At 45.2% G+C, this 17,425-nt stretch carries 13 protein-coding genes; 4 read left to right on the forward strand and 9 right to left on the reverse strand.

What is annotated here, in order from left to right:
* Window positions 1-334: 334 nt before the first annotated feature.
* Window positions 335-1,573 (reverse strand): carboxyl-terminal processing protease CtpA, encoded by a 1,239-nt coding sequence (gene ctpA / locus RIG66_RS23660; protein WP_446381150.1) that lies wholly within the window; start codon window positions 1,571-1,573, stop codon window positions 335-337.
* Between the two features lie 462 nt (window positions 1,574-2,035).
* Here ctpA and petB point away from each other — a divergent pair, with 462 nt between their 5' ends.
* From petB to RIG66_RS23675, 3 genes are all read left to right on the forward strand, one after another.
* Window positions 2,036-2,704, forward strand: a complete 669-nt coding sequence (petB, locus tag RIG66_RS23665) for a cytochrome b6 (protein ID WP_006105380.1) — start codon at window positions 2,036-2,038, stop codon at window positions 2,702-2,704.
* Window positions 2,705-2,760: 56 nt separating this feature from the next.
* Entirely contained in the window at window positions 2,761-3,243 is a 483-nt protein-coding gene (gene petD / locus RIG66_RS23670) for a cytochrome b6-f complex subunit IV (protein ID WP_446381151.1), read from the forward strand.
* A 407-nt stretch (window positions 3,244-3,650) separates the two neighbouring features.
* Window positions 3,651-4,796, forward strand: a complete 1,146-nt coding sequence (locus tag RIG66_RS23675; protein WP_446381152.1) for a glycosyltransferase family 4 protein — start codon at window positions 3,651-3,653, stop codon at window positions 4,794-4,796.
* A 496-nt stretch (window positions 4,797-5,292) separates the two neighbouring features.
* Here the strand turns inward: RIG66_RS23675 and RIG66_RS23680 are convergent, their stop codons facing one another.
* The 4 genes from RIG66_RS23680 to RIG66_RS23695 form a co-directional block, all read right to left on the reverse strand.
* The gene (locus tag RIG66_RS23680) at window positions 5,293-6,000 is read right to left on the reverse strand and encodes an N-acetylmannosamine-6-phosphate 2-epimerase (protein WP_446381153.1); all 708 of its coding nucleotides are present in this window, start codon (window positions 5,998-6,000) and stop codon (window positions 5,293-5,295) included.
* A 457-nt stretch (window positions 6,001-6,457) separates the two neighbouring features.
* Window positions 6,458-6,607, reverse strand: a complete 150-nt coding sequence (locus tag RIG66_RS23685; protein ID WP_446381154.1) for a hypothetical protein — start codon at window positions 6,605-6,607, stop codon at window positions 6,458-6,460.
* Window positions 6,608-6,653: 46 nt separating this feature from the next.
* Window positions 6,654-8,027, reverse strand: a complete 1,374-nt coding sequence (locus RIG66_RS23690) for a GH1 family beta-glucosidase (protein WP_446381155.1) — start codon at window positions 8,025-8,027, stop codon at window positions 6,654-6,656.
* Window positions 8,028-8,070: 43 nt separating this feature from the next.
* On the reverse strand, window positions 8,071-8,229 hold the full coding sequence (locus tag RIG66_RS23695; RefSeq protein ID WP_446381156.1) for a hypothetical protein: 159 nt from the start codon (window positions 8,227-8,229) through the stop codon (window positions 8,071-8,073).
* 377 nt (window positions 8,230-8,606) lie between these two features.
* On the opposite strand from RIG66_RS23695, the gene RIG66_RS23700 reads away from it, so the two are divergent.
* Entirely contained in the window at window positions 8,607-9,443 is an 837-nt protein-coding gene (locus RIG66_RS23700; protein ID WP_446381157.1) for an iron-siderophore ABC transporter substrate-binding protein, read from the forward strand.
* Window positions 9,444-9,529: 86 nt separating this feature from the next.
* On the opposite strand, the gene RIG66_RS23705 is transcribed toward RIG66_RS23700, so the two are convergent.
* The 4 genes from RIG66_RS23705 to RIG66_RS23720 all read right to left on the reverse strand — a co-directional run bounded on the left by RIG66_RS23705 (window position 9,530) and on the right by RIG66_RS23720 (window position 17,403).
* Window positions 9,530-10,933, reverse strand: a complete 1,404-nt coding sequence (locus tag RIG66_RS23705; RefSeq protein WP_446381158.1) for an aspartate aminotransferase family protein — start codon at window positions 10,931-10,933, stop codon at window positions 9,530-9,532.
* 130 nt (window positions 10,934-11,063) lie between these two features.
* Complete coding sequence (locus RIG66_RS23710; protein WP_446381159.1) at window positions 11,064-11,819, reverse strand: class I SAM-dependent methyltransferase; 756 nt, start codon at window positions 11,817-11,819, stop codon at window positions 11,064-11,066.
* A gap of 71 nt (window positions 11,820-11,890) precedes the next feature.
* Entirely contained in the window at window positions 11,891-16,288 is a 4,398-nt protein-coding gene (locus RIG66_RS23715) for a non-ribosomal peptide synthetase family protein (protein WP_446381160.1), read from the reverse strand.
* A gap of 80 nt (window positions 16,289-16,368) precedes the next feature.
* Window positions 16,369-17,403: a TauD/TfdA family dioxygenase gene (locus RIG66_RS23720; protein ID WP_446381161.1), complete on the reverse strand. Its 1,035-nt coding sequence runs from the start codon at window positions 17,401-17,403 to the stop codon at window positions 16,369-16,371.
* Window positions 17,404-17,425 lie beyond the last annotated feature (22 nt).

The following is a 17,425-nucleotide window of genomic DNA, read 5'->3' on the forward strand; positions in this document are numbered from 1 at the left end:
AAGGGCGGGTTTAGTTCAGTTATCGGTTTGTGCCAAAACGTTATGGGTAAAACCCGCCCCTACAACCTGACAGGTGTAGATTTTTTATTTTAGGGTGGGGACAAGACAAGGAGGACAAGGAAGGAAAGAAGACAAGGAAGAAAAACCGTACAGAATTAGGTTCGGTCAAACTAACTGTAAAAAGCTGAAACGCTCTATTTTTCGTTAAAACTCCCTTATCTCCCCCATCTCCCTCATCTTCCCCATCTCCCTCATCTCCCCCATCTCCCCCATCTCCCTCATCTCCCCCATCTCCCCCATCTCCCCCATCTCCCCCATCTCCCCCATCTCTGACTTATGCGGCTTTAGCGGCTAAGACAGAATCCCCCGTCAATAACTCCACGGCGGCTTGATATTGGCGATCTGAGGCTGTACCCGCACGAGTCACAGGAATCGGATCAAGAGACACCTCCCAATCCGGCGTAATTCCTAACTTGTTGATATCTCGATGATTGGGCGTCTCGTATTTGGCAACGGTTACGGCTAAACCTGATCCGTCAGATAAGTCAAATAAGGACTGAATTAATCCTTTCCCAAAGGTTCGTTCCCCGACAAGTTCTGCTCTACCATTGTCTTGAAGTGCGCCCGCTAAAATTTCACTGGCGCTGGCACTTCCCTGGTTGACTAATACGACTAACGGTGCTTCTGTAACTGCCTGTCCAAAAGCATCAAAACTGCCCATCATGCCATTGCGATTAACGGTATAGACAATAGTGCCACGATCCAGCCAGAGACGAGCAATTTCTAAACCCGCCTGCAATAAACCGCCGGGATTATTCCGCAGATCGAGAATGTAAGCATTTGCCCCTTCTTTCTCTAATCGGTTAATGGCAGCTTCGACTTCCGTGGGCGCATTGGCACTAAATTGGGTTAAGCGAATGTAGCCAATGGGGATGTTGTTGGATTCAGAATCGAGTGCGGCATAAACTGGATTGAGGGCAATGCGATCGCGCACCAGTTCAATCACCCTAGGTTGCTCGTCCTTACTCTGAATCGAGAGGGTTACACTTGTGCCAACGGGTCCTCGCATCCGGGCGGCGGCTTCATCAAGGGTTAAGGCGGCTGTGGTTTCGCCATCAATTGCCACAATGCGATCGCGCGGTTGAATTCCGGCTTCCTCGGCGGGAGATCCAGCGATGGGCGCGACAACAGCTAATTGCCCGGTTTCATCATCCAGGGCAATTTGTAACCCCACACCAGACAGTTCACCGGATGTATTCACCTTGAGACTGCGATATTGACTCGGTTTAAGCAATCGCGTGTAGGGATCATCCAGAGTGGCTAACATGCCCTCAATCGCCTTATACGTGGCATCACGATCCTCTAAATCCTTCTTCAGAGTTTTCTGGCGCACCAGCCACCAGTTTTGCTCGTTAAAGGAGTCATCCACATACGCTTGCGAGACAATCCGCCACGCTTCGGAAAATAGTTGTTCTTCTTGAGTCGATGCTAAAGCTGAGGGAGTCCACCCCACCCATAACAGGACAATTTGGCAAAGGATTATCAGTCCAACCCAGAATGATCGTTTTGGCATAACTCAACAAAAATTAACGCTAGGCTTTGATGCTCTCATTTATCTAGTTTGGCAAAGTCTGGAAAAATAAGTGTGCCAACTGCACAGTTTCCCCCTCCTGTTGGCGCAGATGGGGTGATGGGGAGCAGGGGGAGCTGGGGGAGCTAGGGGAGATGTAGGGGCGGGTTTTACCGTTAACGTTTGGTTTTCACCCTGATATCCCTAAACCCGCCCGACAGAGTGCAAGTAGTTTTCAACAAATGACAAAGGACGAATGACGAATGACAAAGGACTACTCTTGTCAAGTTATGTTACATTTCTCATAGAGCAATTTCAAATCGGGTCAGTGTTCCCGATACAAAGATTCCGCCCCAGCGGTATTAAACGCTAGTCCCAGAGCTATCTCATTTCCTGGTAGACTTATACCCTATCCAGGATTAGCTCACACGCAAACAGCAATATCCTTCTAAAAATTCTGGCTTCATGTTTTCTAAGCAGGTAACTGAATCAAAAGCTTTTAACTGGTTTCAGGAGCGTCTAGAAATTCAGGCATTAGCTGAAGACGTAACATCAAAGTACGTTCCTCCCCACGTTAATATCTTCTACTGTCTCGGTGGAATTACTCTGGTTTGCTTTATTATCCAGTTCGCTACTGGATTTGCCATGACCTTTTACTACAGACCAACGGTCACTGATGCATTTGCGTCTGTACAGTACATCATGACGGATGTCAACTTCGGTTGGCTGATCCGTTCCGTCCATCGCTGGTCTGCCAGTATGATGGTGCTAATGATGATTTTGCACGTCTTCCGGGTTTATCTGACAGGCGGATTCAAAAAGCCACGGGAATTAACCTGGGTAACAGGCGTAATCTTGGCAGTCATTACCGTTTCCTTTGGCGTGACAGGGTACTCCCTACCTTGGGATCAAGTGGGCTACTGGGCGGTCAAAATCGTCTCCGGTGTTCCTGACGCGATTCCTGTAGTTGGTTCCTTAATCGTTGAACTCATTCGTGGCGGTCAAAGTGTGGGTCAAGCTACCTTGACTCGCTTCTACAGCCTGCACACCTTTGTTCTTCCTTGGCTCATTGCCGTCTTCATGCTGCTGCACTTTATCATGATTCGCAAGCAGGGTATCTCTGGTCCCCTCTAAACGGCGATTCCTGACAAAGACGTGCTACTCTTTGTTGATTAAGGACATTTAAAATCATGTCAATTCTGAAAAAGCCGGATCTCAGCGATCCCAAATTACGCGAAAAATTGGCTCAAGGCATGGGTCACAACTACTACGGTGAACCTGCTTGGCCCAATGACCTGCTTTACACCTTCCCAATCGTGATTATGGGGACAATCGCGCTATGCGTTGCTCTAGCTGTCCTCGATCCAGCTATGGTTGGCGAACCTGCTGATCCGTTTGCCACTCCCCTAGAAATCCTACCGGAATGGTATCTCTATCCTTCATTCCAAATTCTGCGCGTTGTTCCCAATAAACTCTTGGGGATTGCGTTGACGGGAGCGATTCCACTGGGTCTAATCCTGGTTCCCTTTATCGAAAACGTCAACAAGTTCCAAAACCCCTTCCGCCGCCCAGTGGCAACCACTGTCTTTATGATTGGTACCCTGGTTACGCTGTGGATGGGTATTGGCGCGACGTTCCCCATTGACAAATCGTTTACTTTGGGTCTGTTCTAAACGTTCAAATTCTTTGAACTTAACACCTGTCGCTGTCTTAGTTATCTTTCAATCTAAGGCAATGGCAGGTGTTATATTATCAGGGAACAGGGAACACCTCGACTTCGCTCGGTGTGTCACAGGGAACAGCCAAATATAGCACTACGCACTCTAGTTAGGACATAAAAGAAAAATTCAAATCGCTTTGACCCTGAGCGACTTGTACCGAGCGTGTTACCGAGCGAAGCCGAGGTAAGTCGAGGTAAGTCGAAGGGTCAATCCCTTGATGAGTAAGCGTTTTTCTTCACTATTGCCTATTGCCTATTGCCCATTGCCTGGCGCGTAGCGCTATAGAACTTATTCGAGTAGTATTGGGGTTAGGAAGAATTTAAACATACAGCATTAGTAGGTCGGGGGAAAAGAAAAAATTGAGGAGTCTGAATAATACCCCAACTCATCATTTATTTGTTTTTCTAGAGATTTTTACCATTGAAGGCGGTATTCAATCTTACGTTAAAAATATATTACAAGCGTATATATCCATTCAGGCTCAATCTGAAGCCAAGATCGGGGCTGAGGTATTTTTACTCCGGGATAGCCCAGATTGCGACAATCCGTTTGATGTCCCCTGTCTACAATTCCATTACCTAAAAACTAAACCCCCAATGCTAGGGCGTCTCAGGCTAGCCGCAGCGCTGGGGCTTTGTTTGTGGCAAAAACGCCCCAAGCATGTATTCTGTGGTCATATTAACTTAGCCCCTCTGATTCAGTTTCTTTGTCAGCCATTGGGTATTCCTTACACCGTTTTGACTTATGGTAAGGAAGTTTGGCAGCCATTACCTGATTCCCAACGTCGGGCGCTGGCTGGTGCGGCTCAAATCTGGACAATTAGTCGCTACAGTCGCGATCGCGCTTGTGCGGCGAATGGGTTAGATCGCGATCAGGTAAAGATTTTACCTTGTATGGTGGATGGTGATGCCTTTACTCCGGGTGACAAGTCTCCAGCGTTAATTCAGCGATATGATTTGGCAGGGGCTAAAGTATTAATGACTGTAGCACGTCTGTGGTCAGGGGATATTTATAAGGGAGTGGATGTGACGATTCGCGCCCTCCCCAAAATCGCGACGGTTTTCCCAGATGTAAACTATTTAGTCATTGGGCGCGGTGATGATCAGCCTAGATTAGCACAATTGACTCACGATCTTGGTGTTCGCGATCGCGTCGTTTTTGCTGGGTTCGTTCCCACCAGTGACTTAGTGGAACATTACCGCGTAGCGGATGCTTATATCATGCCCTCTCAAGAAGGCTTTGGTATTGTTTATTTAGAAGCCATGGCTTGCGGTAAACCTGTATTAGCTGGGGACGCCGATGGATCGGCTGATCCTTTACAGGATGGGCGTTTAGGCTGGCGAGTACCGCACCGTGATCCGGACGCTGTAGCAGCAGCCTGTATTGAAATCCTTAAAGGAGAGGATCAGCGCTGTGATGGGGAGTGGTTGCGAGAACAATGTCTGGCTAAATTTAGCCGAGATGCTTTTCAGGAACAGTTTAAACAACTTTTGTACAACTTATAGCGCTTTTCAAGTAAGTGAGGTACACATCGAAGCAAGATCCCCGACTTCTTGGAGAAGTCGGGGATCTTGCTTCGATGTGTCTACTGCTATACTTACTGTCTCTATCTCCTTAAAACTGTTTTAACTCTTCCTTAAACAAAACATCGAGAAAAATTGCAGAACCTGTAAGGTAGGCAATTAAAATCAAGAATGCCAGCATAACCATCACCTCCACTATTTCATACGTCCACTTGGCTAGAGGTTATGCACATTATTTGCAATTTTTTACAATCTGGGTCAACGCTTGGTTGGGCGATCGCAAGTCTGTGTGCCAATCGCCACCACCCTGCGCTGAACCTGGCAATGTTTCGCACCTGACCCCTGAATACCCCTAGTCACGGACTACCGCTCTGTTTACATTTTGTCACTTTTGCGATCGCATAGGCAATAGAAATACCCAAAATAAACCCTTCATTTTACCGTAAATCTGATCAAATAGGAAATTCAAATTCATTACTTATAATTTATAACCATCCCTCATCGCCTTTTGATAGGCTTGAACTTGCCAATCAATTCCCGTAATCGCCGTTCCCACCACCACAGCATCAGCGCCTAACTTTAGGGCTTGTTGTGCCATCTGGGGCGATGCAATCCCGCCTTCACAGATGGTTGGCACGTCTAACTGTTCGACGATTTGGGACAAAAGTTCAAACCCCGGTGGCTGGAGATGTTGGGTTGAGGCGGTGTAACCATACAGGGTAGTTCCCACAACATCAGCCCCAGCGTTCACGGCGGCGATAGCATTTTCAATCGTATCGATATCCGCCATTACAGGCTTACCCAATTCCGCGTGAATTCGGGGAATTAATTCAGAGAGGGTTTCCCCACCAGGGCGTTGTCGTAACGTAGCATCAACAGCAATAATATCAGCTCCGGCTAACGCGATCGCCTGGGCATGATTAAACTGAGGGGTAATGTAAACCTCAGATCCGGGTATTTGCTGTTTCCACAACCCAATAATCGGCGTTGTCGGACATTGCTGCCGCACCGCTTGAACATGGGCTGGGGTCTCAATTCGCACCCCAACCGCGCCCTGATTCACAGAGGCTTGCGCCATCGCCGCAATCACCAATGGATCATGGAGAGGCGAGTCAACGGGGGCTTGACAAGAGACGATCAAACCGTGACGTAAGGCTAAAATTAAGTTCTGAGAATTGGCTGTCATTACTCAATCCGGGTTAACTACCCCCGTTTGGGTTGGGATAAGGCAGAAGGTTCCAAGGCAGAAGGGGAATCATCACATAAAGACGCTTCTGGAATCATGAAAAGGAACATGGCTCCCCTCTCCCCGGGGTGGGAGAGCTCACAAGGGTAGGTTTTTTAAGATTGGGGTTGAGGTAAGACAAGGAAGACAAGTAGACCAGTAGACAAGGAAGAGTGAGAACGAAAAATAGGGCGTTTCGGCTTTTAGAAGTTAGTTTGACCGAACCGAATTCTGTACGGTTTTTCCCCCTTGTCTTCTTTCCATCCTTGTCCTCCTTGTCTTGTCCCCACCCTAAAATAAAAAACCTACACCTGTCAGCTGGGGGTGAGGGGGTTGGGGCTTAAGTTGACAAGCATGAAGCCTTGCGCCCTCATCCCTGTACCTCATCTGATGAGAAACGCGATATCTCGCTTGCATCCTATTTTTTAATTAGAATAGCGGACTTTTGTTTGCGCCGTAACTGGGCAACGACACCGACGCAAAACTGTAGGAGCGCAAAGACTTGCGCCCAATTTAATGGTAAAATCTCTACCACCATGTTAGCTGTGCCACGCCAGTAGATGGACATAAACTTCAAGGTGGAGAAAGCCCTATTTGGTATAGTTAATCCCATCCTACACCACGCGATTGGTTCTAATACATTCTCGATACCAATCAAAGCTGGCTTTAGGAATCCGGTTCTGAGTGGGATAATCAATATAAATCAATCCAAATCGACGGTCATAGCCATAAGACCATTCAAAGTTATCCATTAAACTCCAGAGAAAATATCCGTTGAGGGGATATCCTTCAGCAATAGCGCGATGAGCCGATCGCAAGTGCTGGCGCAGGTAAAAAATGCGATCAATATCGATAACTTCCCCCTGGCTATTTAATTCATCCGCAACAGCACAACCGTTTTCAGTAATCACAATGGGTAAATCAGGACGCCCCACAGTTTCACTAATATGACGAATGCCCCAATAAATACAATCTGGCAAAATATGCAACCATGGCATATTCAGTTTCGGATAATGTTCGGGAAAGTCGATAACCTCATATCCGCATTCATTATCAACAGCGCGAACATAATCACCGAAGTAAACATTAAATCCCAGAAAATCTAAGGGTTGATGAATGGTTTCTAAGTCTTTATCCTGAATATCGGGCGCATTTTCGCCTAATTTTTCCAACAATGCCGGACTATACTGTCCTGTTAAAGCAGGAAAAACAATCCCGCCATTTTTTCCAACAGTATGAAAGGCTTTTTTAGCCGCCTCTATATGATCAGGAGATTCATTAATCGGTACGGTTACGGCAAAATTATCCACTAAACTCACTGAACAGGGAACAGGTGATGCGGCGCGAATGGCTTGACACCCTAAACCGTGGGCTAAAAGGGCATGATGAGAGGTTTGCCACACCTGCTTGAGTGAACTCACCCGCGTTCCTGGTGCATGAGGTGGATCAGAATTAACGCTATAACCCCAGTGAGTAAAGCAGGGTATTTCATTCAGCGTCATCCAATGGGTAATGCGATCGCCTAATCGACTGACCACGGTGGTAACATAGTCAGCATAATCGATTGCCATTTGCCGACTTTGCCAGGAACCGTAAGCCTCGTCTAACGCCTGGGGGGAATCCCAGTGAAATAAGGTAGCGTGGGGCGTAATTCCCTTATCCTGCAAGCAATCCACCAAACGCTTATAAAAATCAACCCCTTGTTCATTCACCGTACCACGACCATCGGGAATAATTCGTGACCAGGCGATACTAAACCGATAGTGTTGAATACCCAGTTGTGCTATTAAGTCTATATCGTGTTCGTAGCGATGATAATGATCACAAGCCACAGCACCCGTATCACCGTTAAGGGTACGTCCAGGGGTAGCGCTAAATGTATCCCAGACACTGGGTTTGCGCCCACTTTCGTTTACTGCACCTTCGATTTGATAGGAAGCCGTGGCGCTTCCCCACCAGAACTTCTCTGGAAATTGGTAACTGGTCATAATGAATTTAAATGTTGACCCCATGCCTATGATTGCAGATAAACTAGTGCAAGAAGGCAGAAATAACTGAACAGCTAATATCTCCCCCCGCTTCCCCTGCTCCCTCTGCTCCCCCTGCTTCATCGTATCTACGAAGCTGCTCAAGTATTTTTATGCCCGCTGCACTAGCTGACTCTCCCGCACCAAAAAATATTTCGCTCAACTCCTTGACAAAGAAACCGATTTAGCGATACATCTATTGAAAATAATTATCAACTTGTTCTCCCACAGTATCCTGGAAAGCTGGCTGAGCTTTTTAAATTAAAGTTGCAAGAGAGGCTATGCCCATTATTCCCTATTCCCTAATCTAATCTCAACCGTTAACTTTAATGAAAGTCCACCCACTTAACAGACTTGGGTGCGGTAAAAGTGGTTCTGAGGACTGTACTAGCTATGTTCAAGAAGCTCTGGGTTCAAAGGTATTCTCGTGACTTGGTTTACGCTTATCAAAAGGTTTTTTTATTTTGCATAATAGTAGTTTTGATTGTAGCGTGCAATTATTCCTCTATCCCTAAAACGTCATCCTCAACCAATTGCCGTATGGTTGAGCATGTGGCTGGAAAAACCTGTGTTCCACTCAACCCTCAACGTCTCGTTGTACTGGGTGTTCCCACCATGGCAAATGCTCTTGCCCTTGAGGTTAAGCCAGTTGGAACAACTCTCTATTTTGACAACATACCTCCTTATTTAGAAGGGAAATTAGATGGGATTAAAACGGTTGGAACCAACCAACAACCTAACTTAGAAAAGATTTTGACCCTAACGCCTGATTTAATTATTACCCTGAATGATTGGGGAGCTTCCTACAATCAACTTTCTCAAATTGCGCCAACAGTAGTTGATGACTGGCAGGGATATCCCTCATGGAAAGAGCATTTTAACTTTGTCGCTGAGGTTTTAGGTCAAACTGAAGCAGCTAAGCAAATCTGGGCGAATTACGAACAGCGAATTCAGAAACTTAGGGCAGCATTGGGTGATCAGTATCGAGAGATTGAAGTGTCCTATATGTATCTTTGCTGTGGTGGTATTTCTATTGATTTAAAAAACTCCTTTAGTGGCATGATCCTTGATGAAGTTGGTTTAAGCCGCCCACCAACCCAGGATTTAGAGAATGATTCTGGACTCGTTATTCTCTCTGAGGAACTCCTAACTGATATAGACGGGGATGTCATTTTTATCTCTGTAGATGAAGATAATGACTCTGAAAATATGCTTAAACAACTTAAACAAAAGCCACTGTGGAATAAGCTCAAAGCTGTTCAGCAGGGACGGGTATATACAGTCAATTTACAAACTTGGAGAGGTGGAAATCCGCTCGCGGCTTATGCAGTGATTGATGATTTATTCAAGTATTTGGTAGCAAATCAGGACTCATGAAGCTGCAGTCAAAGGGGAACTTCCGCTTAAATATTCCGAACATCTGGGATAATACAATTCCCCTTTAAGCTGAGCAAATACCCTCCCTATCGCAGTTCCCCTATACTATCCTTCACGGCTTGAATGATGTAATCGATATCCTCATCAGTATGAGCAGTGGATAAATAACCACTGGCTCCGAGGAGGTGAACTCCTCGGCTGAGTAGTTGATAGCGTAATAAACCCATACTCCCTGACGCCGCAGAATTCTCCGCAGAGGAGGGATTTTCTATAGAAGCTGATCCGAATAGTGAGCCAAAATTTGCCAACCGCAGGGGGACTTGATTAGCTTCAAAGAAAGTATTCAACGTTTCAACCAATTGCGACGTGCGTTGATTCAACTGTTCCTGGAGAGCAGAACCTTGAGTCTTGAGATGCTTTAGAACTGCTCGTGCCGCCGCCATGGCTAAGGGATGCTTACAGAATGTACCTGCAAAAAATGTCTTTGTGGCTTGGGGGTAGGAAGAATCCCCATAATTCCACATCCCACCATCAATCGCATCCATATAGACGGCTTTGCCAGCAATGATACCAATAGGCATTCCACCACCGACAATTTTTCCATAGGTGGCGATATCGGCTTCAACGCCAAAATAAGCCTGTGCGCCCCCCGGATGAATGCGAAATCCGGTTACCATTTCATCGAAAATTAAAGTTATCCCTAAGTCGTGGGTTAATTGGCGCAGTTGCTGGAGGAATGTTTTTGGCTGTAAAGCAGGTCTACTGGTTTGCACAGGAACCACGAGAACCGCTGCTAATTCTTGTTCATACTCTTTGATACTCTCGAATGATTGAGGATTCCCATAATCCAAAATCAAAACATCGTTAACAGTATTAGGAGGTACGCCGGGAGCAAGAGGTACGACACGCAAATTGCCATCTACCCTTTGGGCTTTAACCAGTGTTCCATCAAAATGACCATGATAGGAGCCTGAGAATAAGGCAATTTTAGTACGACCTGTTGCCGCTCGTGCCAGACGAATCGCCGTCATCACAGCTTCAGTGCCTGTATTACTAAATGCTACCCGTTCCATCCCCGTCAGTTGACAAATTAACTCAGCTACCTCCCCGACTAGCTCTGATTGTGGCCCAATTTGTATGCCTTTATCCAATTGTTCGAGGAGTGCTTCTTTAATAAAGGGCGGATTATGACCAAAGAGATTAATTCCCAGCCCCATCATCACATCAATATATTCGTTATCATCAACATCCCAGATTCGGGAACCTAAAGAGCGTTTTCCCACAATAGGATAATATAGTTCTTTAAAAACGGGATTGAATTCTCCTAAGTTTTTGTTGTCAGCGAGAACTGGACGATAGTTTTCTGCAAGCTGTTTTGACGTTTTCGTCCGTTGGGTATAGCGGGCAATAAATTCTTCTAGAGCCTTCTGTTGATGGAGCGTTTTCTCTGAGGTAGATACAGTAGCGCTAGTTTCTGTTTGGGTTGCCATAAAATTCTTATCTCCTTTTCTAATTCCTAGTATCAACAAAGCAAAGAGTAGTGATGTGGCACACCTAATTTAATAGATGAGAAGTGTAGGGGCGTACCGACGTGCGCCCGATTTAACTATGCAAGCCTGATCACTCAAGCCGCTTACGACAAACAAAATAGGTACTACCCGCTCTTGCAGGTATTGCTAAATCACGCTCAGCATCATAAATACTCACATCGGTAAAGCCTGCTTTTGACAAAGCGGACTGAACGTCTGAAGTAGAATAACACTTTTCAAGGATAGTAGTATCTGAACGCTGCCACGTTTCATCAACCCATTGAAAAACCGTTAAATTGATCCGACCGACTTTTTCTTCGGGACAATAGCTATTTCGAGCCGCCCAAGCATAGTCATCTTTAACATTACCCGACATCTGACCATTCCATTTGGACTGATACTCTTCTTCTAAATAGATGTAGAAGACGAACAAACCATTGTCTAATAATGCCTCATACACGTTATGAAATATTTTTTTCAACTCCTCAAGCTTCATGATATGGTTTAAGACACCAATTGAAATAACTCCATGAAACGTTGGTGGATATTCAAATGAGCAGGCATCACCCAGTATAAATTGTCCACTGGGGGCATTCTGGCGAGCATAATTCAACATTCCTTTAGAGCCATCGATTCCAGTGACTTTATATCCTTCTTCAAGGAGTTGTTGTGCCAATTGTCCAGCACCGCAACCGAGGTCAAGAATGTGCGCTCCTTCTGGTAGATGGGGGAGCAGCAATTTTTCTATGGGTGATAGCGTCTCCTTTAGGATTGCCATCGCCCAGTCTTCGTTGTAAATTCGCGCCAGAGGGTCATAGCTAGAATAATGAGTCGTTGCTTCAGACATAAAATATTTCTCCTGAGTATCGTTTTTACGTTTTCCTGAAAAAAGGAATAAAACTGTAGACTTTAGGCTTTCTATGATTCCTTATTCGCCATTTTCTCATTAAGGAGGTAAGCCAAGTAAGTATTAAGTAACTGATGATCCACAGGTGGACAAGTGATAGAAGTGCCTGCAAGTCCAGCGAGCGTATTCTGACCATCAAACTGTAGAACTCCCGAGTTTGACGTTTCCGCTTCAGCATCTCTTGCGGGGAAAAATGGCACTAAGGCATACAAGGGATGTTCTGAAGAACCTTGAGTGGTATTGAGTAATTTGGTGCGCCACTGGTCATAAGAAAGCTGCTCCAGAGGATAGCCGAGTGAGCGAATTTGGTCAATGAGCTGACTAGAGTGGAGAATCTGGGGATTCACTAAATGAAACGCCTTTCCTATAGATTCTTTCTGCCTTGATAAATGGACAATCGCCCGACTGACATAATCCACAGGAACAATATTTTCCCGAATATCCTCATCAGGTACACTGCCGAATTGGATACAGCCAATGATCAGTTTATACAAAAAGTCATGGGGATTAAAGATACCCGTTTGGCTATGTCCGGATATCCGGGAGGGTCTATAAAAACAGACAGGAAGCCCTCGTTCCCTAGCCGTTTCTATTAATTTCTCGGCAACCCATTTACTCTGAGAATAACCACCCGTAGGTACATTGTTCTCATCTAGGCTATCCTGCTCACGAATAATTTTAACACCCGAATCGCCGACGGCTGAAAAAACACTGGACGCGGAGATGAAATGTACTGGTTTGGCTTTAGTTTTACAGGCTAACCTGAGAACTTCCTGAGTTCCTAACACATTAGTCGCCTTGAGGACAGAATAGGGATAAACGTGATGTACCCAGGCACCATTGTGATAAATAACATCAATTTGACGTGCCATTCTTTGAAATTGCTCCTCCGAAAGCCCCAAAAGCGGCTCTGATAAATTACCCACAACTGGGATAATTCGGGAGCGGAGTGATTCATTCCAGAGGAGATAACCTTCAAGACTACGTTGAAGTTTTTTCTGCTCGTCTTCAAGGGTTTGGCAACGCACTAAGCAATAAATAGTAGCTTGGGTTTGTTGGAGGAGTTCATGGAGTAAAAAGGCTCCCAAAAATCCGGTTGCTCCGGTTAATAAAATATGAACTGGCTCAGTTACAAGCTCACCGAATGTTTCTGGGTAGATGCTAGAATCTAGAATGGCTTCAGCGTTCAGATCAATAACCGTTTTGGAACTAAGTCTCGTACTAGATTCTGTGAAGTAAACCTTCTCGATATTCTCCGCTAAACCTGCCACCGTTGGTACTTCTAACAACTGGCGTAAGGATACATCCGCCTGAAATGTATCTCGTACCTTGGCAAGAAGCTGAGTGGTGAGTAACGAATGTCCTCCCAACTCAAAGAAGTTGTCGTGGATACCCACTCGTTCAATTTTTAACAGTTCAGCCCAAATTTTAACGAGTTTCTCTTCAACAGGAGTGCGGGGAGCAACAAAGACTCCAGTAATTTCTGGTCGTACTTGATCTGGAGCAGGTAATCCGCGTCGATTTACCTTACCATTGGGGGTTAAAGGTAACTCCTTAAGCCACACAAAAGCCGATGGTATCATGTACTCTGGCAGCACTTTTTTGAGAAAGTTACGCAGTTGAGAAATAGTAGGAATGGATTCTCGATTCGGCACGATATAGACAATCAACCGCTTATCCCCCGGTACATCGTCTCGTGCCAGAACCACGCTTTCCCGCACCCCTGGATGCTGGCTTAATGCTGTCTCAATCTCACCTAATTCTACTCGGAAACCGCGAATCTTTACTTGGTTATCAATCCGCCCGATAAACTCAATGTTTCCATCGGGGAGGTAACGAGCTAAATCTCCAGTCTTGTACAAACGCGCCCCGGATGTGTGACTAAAGGGGTTGGGAATAAACCGTTGCTCTGTCATTTCCGGTTGATTGAGATAACCTCTAGCTAAACCATCACCACTGATATAAAGTTCGCCAACTACGCCAATGGGAACCGGATGCAAATGAGCATCAAGCAGATAAATTTGTGTGTTGGCAATGGGACGCCCGATGGGAACTTGGGTTCGCCTCTCCGGAGATTGGCAATGGTAGACACTAGTCCAAACGGTTCCTTCTGTTGGTCCATACTCGTTAAACAAAGAGGCTTCTAATTTTAAATCCAGGTGACGTTGTACCAACTCTTTTGGACAAGATTCTCCAGCAACAATAATCGTGCGAAGTGAGGTTAACTGTTCGGGTTTGGCTTGTTCTAAAACTAAGGAATACAATGAGGGAAGGCTTAATAAATGGGAGATATGCTGTTTGGCAATTAACTCAATGAGCTGCGGTACATCCCGTTGTAACCCCTCTGGCGGTAGGTAAAGCATTCCACCTTGGCAGAGTGTCCAAAAGATACCTGCAATAGAACTATCGAAGGCAAAAGAAGACAGTAATAAGAAGCGGGTGACGGGTTCTTGATAGTAAGTAAGACGAGCGCTAGTGGAGTGAACAAGATTTCGATGGGTAATTTGTACTCCCTTGGGTTTGCCTGTTGAACCTGATGTATAGATAATATAGGCTAAATTTTCGCCTGTCATTTCCGGGGGAAAACAATCCTGTTTGGATAAGGTTTGATCCCCCCTAGCCCCCCTTAATAAGGGGGGAATAGAAATAGACTTACTCTCTTGAGTAATAGCTTCCCAGTCATTGTCTAAGCAAATAATATGGGTGTTATGTTGGGGGAAATGGTCAATGAGTCGCTGCTGAGTCAATACCACTGAGGTTTGAGTATCCTCTAAAATGAAGGATAAACGCTCTTGAGGATAGGTTGGATCTAGGGGGACATACGCTCCGCCAGCTTTGAGAATACCGAGAATACCAATCACCATTTCCAGTGAGCGCTCCACGCAAATCCCCACGAGTACATCTGGTTTTACTCCCAGTTGTTGCAAGTAGTGAGCGAGTTGATTGGCTTTTTGATTCAGTTGAGCATAGGTAAGTTGCTGGTCTTCAAAGGCAACAGCGATACTATTAGGGGTACGCTCTGCTTGTTCCTCGATTAAGTGGTGGATACATTTGTCTTGAGGATAATCTGCCTGAGTTTGGTTGAATTCAACGAGAAGTTGATTTCGGGCGCGATCGCTTAAAATATTCAACTCACTGATCGTTGCTTCTGGATGGTTCGTAGCACTGTCTACCAACTGGTGAAATTGTTCAGCTAACCGTTGAATATCCTCTGCACACAGATGGTTGGCATCATAATGAAATTCTGTAATCAGAGCATCATCCCGCTGCCGACAAGAGAGCTTAATTCTGAAGCGATCAATGCAGGTGTATAATTCATCAATTGAAAAATTTACGTCATCGTCAACATAGGCGATAAATTTGTCCTCAAACTCAAAACAAAGTGGACAAAACGATACCTCTACACCTGGCTCATCCGACTCAGTAACATAGTCCCAAGAAAAACAATCCTGCCATTTTTTAATCTGGGCTACGGACTCATCCACCTGCTGTAAAACTTGACTGAATCGCAAATCTTCTGCTAAACAACAACGCACGGGTAAATACTTAGCAAATAACCCTAACGCCCCTTTGAGTTCCTGATAATTTCGACCATCACAGCCAGTACCAATAATAATCTCAGATTGTCCAGTCAGCCGCCAGAGTAACGTTTGCCAACAGGTTAGCAGCACAGTAGCTATTGACGTCTGATACTTCTGGGCTAGGGCTTCCAGCTTCGCTAACGAATTGGGCGCGATCGCTAAACTGATAAATTCCGGTTCAAATGGCGCTGTTTCTAAACTAGGGCTGTCGTAAGGAAGCTTTAACGCCCAACGAGCCGAAAAATCTTGACCGCGCCAATACTCTCGTCCAATTTCCGTCTCCTCAGCGTTCAGTAATTCATTCTGCCATTCAGAAAAATCGGCATATTGCAGCGGTTCATCAGATCGGACATCTCCACGCAAAATTGCTGAATAAGACTGACCAATTTCCCTGACTAAATCATGAAGAGTTACAGCATCTGCACAGAGAGCTGGTAATTGAAGACGTAATAGATACTTATCTCCGGAAAGACTTACCAAACAGGCATGAAAAAGCGGACTCTGCTCAAGGTTACCAGAGGGTAAATCAAAAGAAACATTCTTCTTATCTTCGGCATTATCCGCCAAAAATTCTAAGCTCACCTTGCTATCAGTAATAACCTGAACCGGAAGCGTCATTCCCGGAATACAAGGAAAATAAGTACGAAATATTTCATGGCGATTAACGACATCTTGTAAAGCCGCTTCCAAGTGACTTATATCAATACGTCCTTCAATCCGGATAGCACAAAAAGCCTGATAAATTGAACCTTTATCAACCCGTTGCAGCAACCCTAAATGTTCTTGCTGCGGAGAAAGTTGAAACCCCTCAATCATTTCCTGAGACATAATACCTCTCTTAACCTCTGCGAAACCTTTGCGTATCTCTGCGTTTCCATCTATTGACCCTAATGCCAACTTAAAACAGACTAAGGACTATAAGGTTCAGCCATACCCACCATAATTTTCCGAGGAGGAACAAAAGGCTGACGACCATGTACCGCCAACATATTATCCAACATCAATATATCTCCCTTTTGCCAGGAAAACGTGATCATTTCTTGTTGATACGCTTCCCGCAAATGTTCTAACACAGAAGGCTCAATAGGAGAACCATCCCCATAATACGTATTCGTATGCAAATCTTCTTCTTTAAACATTGCCAACAACGAATCCCGGATAGCTGGTTCTAAAGTGGAAACATGGAAAAACGTTGCATGATTAAACCAAATCATTTCTCCTGTGTGTGGGTGTTGGACAACAGCGGGACTAACCTGACGGGTTCTCAAGCGATTATCCTCTTTCCATTCCACCTCAATCCCGTGACTCTGACAATAGTCTTCCACCTTCGCTTTATCTGAGGTTTGAAATACCGTTTGCCAGGGAAGACCAAAACCATCACCGAAGTTACGCACATACATAACTTTTTTTTCAATAAAGCGATCGCGGATTTGGGGATCGATGCGATCAAAAATCTTGCGACAACTGCCAATTGGTGTTTGTCCCCCTTCTTTGGCTGGTGTCATGCAGAAAAAGAAGATTTTCAAGGGAAAGGTAGGAGAGTAGGAGTGTTCGTTGTGAGGAAAAATGCTTTGCTCGGCAGGATAGTCTGTTGAGGTATAAATTCTACCACCCACCTGAGTGCGCGGTGATGCTCGATAGCGATACTCCAGCACTTCTGTACAAATCGCAGCAATAATCTGCTCGAACTCCTCTACTGATTTTACCTTAAAGTCTCGGAATAGAATAGCTCCATGCTTTAGGAGTTGGCTTTGGATAACGTCACGATTTTGCTGACCCCAGGATTGTAAACTGACTCCCTTAACGGCGGGTTTGATAACCAGAGGAAGCTTTTCATGGGGTTGTAAAAATTCTGTTTTGATTAATTCATCAGTCGATACACTAATGGCTTTTCGTCTAACATTTACTAGCGTTCTGATGCTATTTACTTCAGTTTTTGTCATGATTATAGCACTCCTATTTTAG

It is taken from the genome of Coleofasciculus sp. E2-BRE-01 (assembly GCF_040221695.1).
In the GTDB taxonomy this organism is placed as follows: domain Bacteria; phylum Cyanobacteriota; class Cyanobacteriia; order Cyanobacteriales; family Coleofasciculaceae; genus Coleofasciculus.

Excerpts from the sequence above, each read along its gene's own strand:
- RIG66_RS23715 (WP_446381160.1), bottom strand. The coding sequence starts at position 16,288 with ATGTCTCAGGAAATGATTGAGGGGTTTCAACTTTCTCCGCAGCAAGAA.
- RIG66_RS23690 (WP_446381155.1), bottom strand. The coding sequence starts at position 8,027 with ATGACCAGTTACCAATTTCCAGAGAAGTTCTGGTGGGGAAGCGCCACG.
- RIG66_RS23700 (WP_446381157.1), top strand. The coding sequence starts at position 8,607 with ATGGTTGAGCATGTGGCTGGAAAAACCTGTGTTCCACTCAACCCTCAA.
- petB (WP_006105380.1), top strand. The coding sequence starts at position 2,036 with ATGTTTTCTAAGCAGGTAACTGAATCAAAAGCTTTTAACTGGTTTCAG.
- RIG66_RS23685 (WP_446381154.1), bottom strand. The coding sequence starts at position 6,607 with ATGTCCATCTACTGGCGTGGCACAGCTAACATGGTGGTAGAGATTTTA.
- RIG66_RS23705 (WP_446381158.1), bottom strand. The coding sequence starts at position 10,933 with ATGGCAACCCAAACAGAAACTAGCGCTACTGTATCTACCTCAGAGAAA.
- petD (WP_446381151.1), top strand. The coding sequence starts at position 2,761 with ATGTCAATTCTGAAAAAGCCGGATCTCAGCGATCCCAAATTACGCGAA.
- RIG66_RS23720 (WP_446381161.1), bottom strand. The coding sequence starts at position 17,403 with ATGACAAAAACTGAAGTAAATAGCATCAGAACGCTAGTAAATGTTAGA.
- ctpA (WP_446381150.1), bottom strand. The coding sequence starts at position 1,573 with ATGCCAAAACGATCATTCTGGGTTGGACTGATAATCCTTTGCCAAATT.
- RIG66_RS23680 (WP_446381153.1), bottom strand. The coding sequence starts at position 6,000 with ATGACAGCCAATTCTCAGAACTTAATTTTAGCCTTACGTCACGGTTTG.
- RIG66_RS23710 (WP_446381159.1), bottom strand. The coding sequence starts at position 11,819 with ATGTCTGAAGCAACGACTCATTATTCTAGCTATGACCCTCTGGCGCGA.